Here is a 5,195-nt window from a genome sequence, read left to right on the forward strand (position 1 = left end):
GATAAAAGCTGATCCCGTTCTACATCAAAATCAACCACCTTATAGATCAATGACGCATTTGCTTGAATAACCTGCTCAAAAGTTTGCATTTATAATCTACTTAAAAATATAAATGAAGTTATAAATATAGTGAGATAAGGCCCCTCCAATTACAAACAGGTGCCAAAGTTCGTGACTGTGCATCCACCTGAAGAGCTGTTTATCCTTTGCGTAATAATAAGTTCCGGCAATGTAAAAAATGCCACCAAACAGCAACCAGAAAATTGCACCAATAGGTAACGTACCTAGCATTTTCTGTAACAAAGGCACAATTAAGCAGCCCATTAAAATATAAATAGACAATGAGATAGCCGTGCTTTTTAATTGGTTAAAGATTTTAAGCAGGCAACCTATAATAGCGATAATCCATACGATGGCGAACAAACTCCAACGTAACCAGTCATCAAAGACCAGCAAAGCAGTTGGCGTGTAAGAACCTGCTATCATCAGGTAAATGCAGCAATGATCGAATTTTTGCCAAAAACGTACACCATAATCGGTAGCCGGATAACCATGATACATGGCACTTACACCAAAAAGAATAAAAGTGCCAATGCTATAAATCCAGGCAGCAGTATATTCAATAGGTGTATTGCATTTTTGGAGCAATATATAGCCAGCCGGAACTGCAATTAATGCCGGTATAAAATGAGTGAAGAAATTAACGGGTTCCCTTAGCTTCCTCACAAAGATTATTCGCTGTCTTCGTCCTTCTGTCTGGGTTCTTTTGCAATTTTATCGAAAAGATGATCCATACGCTCTACATACTCGTTCGTATCATCTACAAAGAAAGTAAGCTCTGGCACCACCCTAACCTGATGGCGGATTCTGCTTCCCAGTTTATACCTGATTTCGCCCGAATGTGCGTTAACTGTATTGATAGAAAGCGTGGTGTTATTGGTATTAAAAAAACTCAGGTAAACTTTAGCCACTGCCAAATCTGGCGAAACCCGAACACGGGTAATCGTTACCAATGTATTAGGCAAAAATGCAGCACCTTCACGCTGAAAAACCTGTGCTAACTCCTCTTGTAATACTCCTGCAAATTTCTGCTGACGTTTACTTTCCATAATGTATTTATCTATCGCCTTTATGATGAAACCTTATCGGTTTTAAAAACCTACAAGGTTTATTTTCGCACCGCAATGACGGAATTTAATCTAATATAACAAATTACTATCATACGGGTATCTTGCCACGTGCGCAGCTTTAACCTTATCGTACAATAATGTTTTAAACTCTTCTAAGTTTTCTTTTTCTGTGGCCGATATAAACAATACAGGTACTTTATCGTGACTCATCCAGCTTTTCTTAAAGTCTTCTAAAGTCAGCTTACCATCATCCTCTTCATCGTCAACTTCAGGTGAAACATAAGCATCAATCTTATTAAAAACTAAAATCATATCCTTATCAATCGCACCAATATCTTTCAACGTTTCGTTAACCGTATTAATCTGATCTTCAAAGTTAGGATGGGAAACATCAACCACGTGGATCAACAAATCGGCTTCACGTACTTCATCTAAAGTAGATTTAAAACATTCTACCAAATGGTGAGGCAGCTTGCGGATAAATCCAACGGTATCAGAAAGTAAAAAAGGTAAATTCTCGATCACAACCTTACGTACAGTCGTATCTAAAGTTGCAAACAATTTATTTTCTGCAAATACTTCCGATTTCGACAGCATATTCATGATGGTCGATTTACCAACATTGGTATAGCCAACCAAAGCTACCCGAATTAACTGACCGCGGTTTTTACGCTGCGTTTCGTTTTGCCTGTCTATGTTTCTTAAACGCTCTTTTAACAAAGAGATTTTATTTAAAATAATACGTCTATCACTCTCAATCTGCGTTTCACCCGGACCACGCATCCCGATACCACCTTTCTGGCGCTCTAAGTGCGTCCACATACCGGTTAGGCGTGGCAAAACATATTGTAATTGCGCCAGTTCTACCTGTGTTTTTGCTTGTGCAGTTTGGGCCCTGTTGGCAAAAATATCCAGGATCAGATTGCTTCGATCTAAAACCTTAACTCCAAGTTCGCGATCGATGTTACGTAGTTGCGACGGCGATAATTCATCGTCGAAAACCACCACATCAATTTCTTCGGACTTCACATACGCCTTTATCTCTTCCAGTTTTCCCGTACCCACAAATGTAGCACGCTCTGGTTTAAGCATCTTCTGTGTAAAAACCTTCTCTACCTTTCCCCCAGCTGTATCTACCAAAAAAGCCAGCTCATCTAAATATTCTTTTGTTTGGGCTTCTTTTTCGCCAGGTGTAACCACTCCAACTAAAATTGCCCTTTCCTGCACTACGGCAGTATCATATGTTTTTTGTTTTCCCATGTAATTGAGGCAAATATACGAATTTGCCAACGTGTAAATCCATTAAGCTTCGTTATTCCATCATTTCGAGCGCAGCAAAGCGTAGCCGAGAAATCTTTTAACAACAAGTCCATCTAAAGATTTCTACTCCAAGGGAGTTCCTTTGGAACACTGCGGTCGAAATGACGATTTTTCTATAAAACCCGATCTATATCTGCGCTACAAATTCTTTTATCGCAACACCTGGATTATCAGTCTTCATAAAATTCTCGCCAATTAAAAATCCGTTAAAACCTGCGGTTTTTAATTCACGGATAGTTTGTGGATTACTGATCGCACTTTCCGAAATCTTTAAAAATTCATTCGGGATTTTATTTACTAAATCGAACGAAGTCTGGATATCTACCGTAAAATCGCCCAGATTTCTATTGTTTACCCCAATAGCATCCAGATTCGGGCAGATGCTCCGTTCCAACTCTTCCAGGTTGTGCACTTCTAACAGCACATTTAAACCTAGGTCTTTTGCAAACTTTCCGAAATCGTTAATCTGTTGAGGGGTTAATATTGAGGCGATCAATAGAATAATATCAGCACCCCAGGCTTTCGCTTCCAGGATCTGATACTCATCGATCATAAAATCCTTCCTTAAGATCGGAATATGGTTTGCCGCTCTTGCTGTCAGAATATCGTCGGTTTTACCACCAAAGAAATCTACATCCGTTAATACCGAAAGCGCAGATGCACCCGCGGCATTATAAGCCTGCGTTACCTCTGCAACATCGGCAATGCCATTAATTAAACCTTTTGATGGCGAACGACGCTTAAACTCAGCAATAATGCCGGTACGGTCTTCGGCCAATAGAAACTCCTTAAAAGAATAAGGTGTTCGGTTAAAATGCACCGAATTTTCTAATCCCTGTACAGAAACCAAAGCTTTTGCCGCAGCAACTTCTTCTTTTTTACGTAATACTATTTTATCTAATATGTTCATTTCACTTATCCGTCATGCAGATCCAATAGCTATCGGATTTGTTTCAGCATCTAAAAGTTAACTAATCCCAGTAAGATCCTGAATCAAGTTCAGGATGACAACCGGATGAATAAAGCACTAGGGGGTTGAGGTTAACCAGTTTTCCATCATCTGTTTCCCATACTCCGTTAGCACACTTTCTGGGTGAAACTGTACCCCGCGTACATCTAAAGTTTCATGCCTTAACGCCATAATTTCATTCTTATGATCTCTTGCTGTAATTTTTAAACACGAAGGGAAGTTCTCTTTACTCACCACCCAGCTATGGTAACGGCCAACATTTATGGTTTGCGGGCATTCCCAGAACAAAGGCTCATCGCCATCCACAACAGTTACCGGTGTAGCAATTCCGTGCATTGGTCTGCCCAGGTTCAGTAAAGTGCCACCAAAAACTTCGGCTATGGCTTGCTGGCCCAAACATACGCCAAAGATACTCTTCGTTGGCGCATAAGTTTTAATTACATCCAATAACAAACCAGCTTCTTCCGGAATGCCAGGCCCAGGTGAAAGTAATATTTTATCATACTTATCTACATCGGCCAGATCGAACTTATCATTTCTCCAAACCTCTGCTTCATAACCAACTTCGTTAATTAAATGCACAAGATTGTAGGTAAAACTATCATAGTTATCAATTACTAAGACGGTTTTTTTATCTATATTTTCCATTTTATTTCCTGTTAACGGATTTTACTCCAAACTAAAAACTCCTCACTCCCAACTATATTCCCTCTGCCATTTGCACCGCTTTACGCAAAGCTGCAATTTTATTGTTCACCTCCTGCATTTCAGTTTCGGGAACAGAATCGGCCACGATACCTGCACCCGCACGGTAATGCAGTTCATTATTCTTGCTCATAAACGTCCTGATCATGATGGCATGGTTAAAATCTTCATTAAAGCCCATAAAACCAATTGCACCAGCATAAAAATTCCTGCCCAGCTTTTCGTTTTCGTCAATCAACTGCATGGCTTTATATTTTGGCGCACCACTTAAGGTACCTGCCGGATAGGTATCGGCAACGACTTTAAAAGCACTTACATTTTCCTGCAAATGACCACTCACTTTACTTACCAGGTGGATCAGGTGCGAATAATATTGCACTTCTTTAAAAGATTTTACCTCCACGCGGTTACAGTGCCTGCTTAAATCGTTTCTGGCCAAATCAACCAGCATTACATGTTCTGCACTTTCTTTCGGGTCTTGTTCTAATTTACGGGCCTGTTCAGCATCTTCGATGTCGTTTCCGCTGCGTTTAAAAGTCCCTGCGATTGGAAAAATATTGGCCGAATTGTTTTTGATGGTAATCTGTGCCTCTGGCGAAGAACCGAACAATTTAAAATTCCCATAATCAAAATAAAACAGGTAAGGAGATGGGTTTATCGAACGCAGGCAACGGTATACATTAAATTCATCACCAGAAAATGCTTGTTTAAATGCTCTTGAAGGCACAATCTGGAAAACATCACCGCGGTAAATATGCTTTTGTAGTTTCTCTACCAGATCCATAAATCCCTGATCGGTTAGGTTTGAACTTTCCTCACCGCGAAGTTGAAACTTATATTCAGGGTAATTTTTATTCTGGATCAGGTACTCCATTTTTTCAAGCCCCCCCTCTTCTTCTCCTTCGAAAGTATTTTTGAAAAGGGTGATTTCATTTTTAAAGTGATCGATGGCAATGATATAACGGTACAGGTGATACTGCATTTCAGGAATTTCTTCACCCTCTGGTGTTTCAGAAGTAAACTTTATATCTTCAAAATGTTGTACTGCATTCCAGGTAAAATAGCCAAAC

The 5,195-nt window shown here is 39.8% G+C and carries 6 protein-coding genes; all 6 read right to left on the reverse strand.

Annotation, left to right across the window (positions count from 1 at the left end; translation table 11 throughout):
* Nucleotides 1-96: 96 nt before the first annotated feature.
* A complete protein-coding gene (gene trhA, locus AC1DND_RS18685) occupies nt 97-726 on the reverse strand; it encodes a PAQR family membrane homeostasis protein TrhA (RefSeq protein ID WP_477583914.1) in 630 nt (209 codons plus the stop codon).
* 5 nt (nt 727-731) lie between these two features.
* Entirely contained in the window at nt 732-1,109 is a 378-nt protein-coding gene (gene rbfA, locus AC1DND_RS18690) for a 30S ribosome-binding factor RbfA (RefSeq protein WP_029274533.1), read from the reverse strand.
* Between the two features lie 90 nt (nt 1,110-1,199).
* On the reverse strand, nt 1,200-2,390 hold the full coding sequence (gene hflX / locus AC1DND_RS18695) for a GTPase HflX (RefSeq protein WP_057931523.1): 1,191 nt from the start codon (nt 2,388-2,390) through the stop codon (nt 1,200-1,202).
* A 187-nt stretch (nt 2,391-2,577) separates the two neighbouring features.
* The gene (trpC, locus tag AC1DND_RS18700; RefSeq protein WP_477583915.1) at nt 2,578-3,360 is read right to left on the reverse strand and encodes an indole-3-glycerol phosphate synthase TrpC; all 783 of its coding nucleotides are present in this window, start codon (nt 3,358-3,360) and stop codon (nt 2,578-2,580) included.
* A gap of 117 nt (nt 3,361-3,477) precedes the next feature.
* Nucleotides 3,478-4,068 (reverse strand): anthranilate synthase component II, encoded by a 591-nt coding sequence (locus tag AC1DND_RS18705; RefSeq protein ID WP_029274530.1) that lies wholly within the window; start codon nt 4,066-4,068, stop codon nt 3,478-3,480.
* A 52-nt stretch (nt 4,069-4,120) separates the two neighbouring features.
* Nucleotides 4,121-5,195, reverse strand: a 1,075-nt coding sequence (locus AC1DND_RS18710) for an anthranilate synthase component I family protein (RefSeq protein ID WP_477583917.1), incomplete at its 5' end; no start/stop codon positions are given.

The sequence above is a fragment of the Pedobacter sp. 01N416 genome (assembly GCF_056399685.1).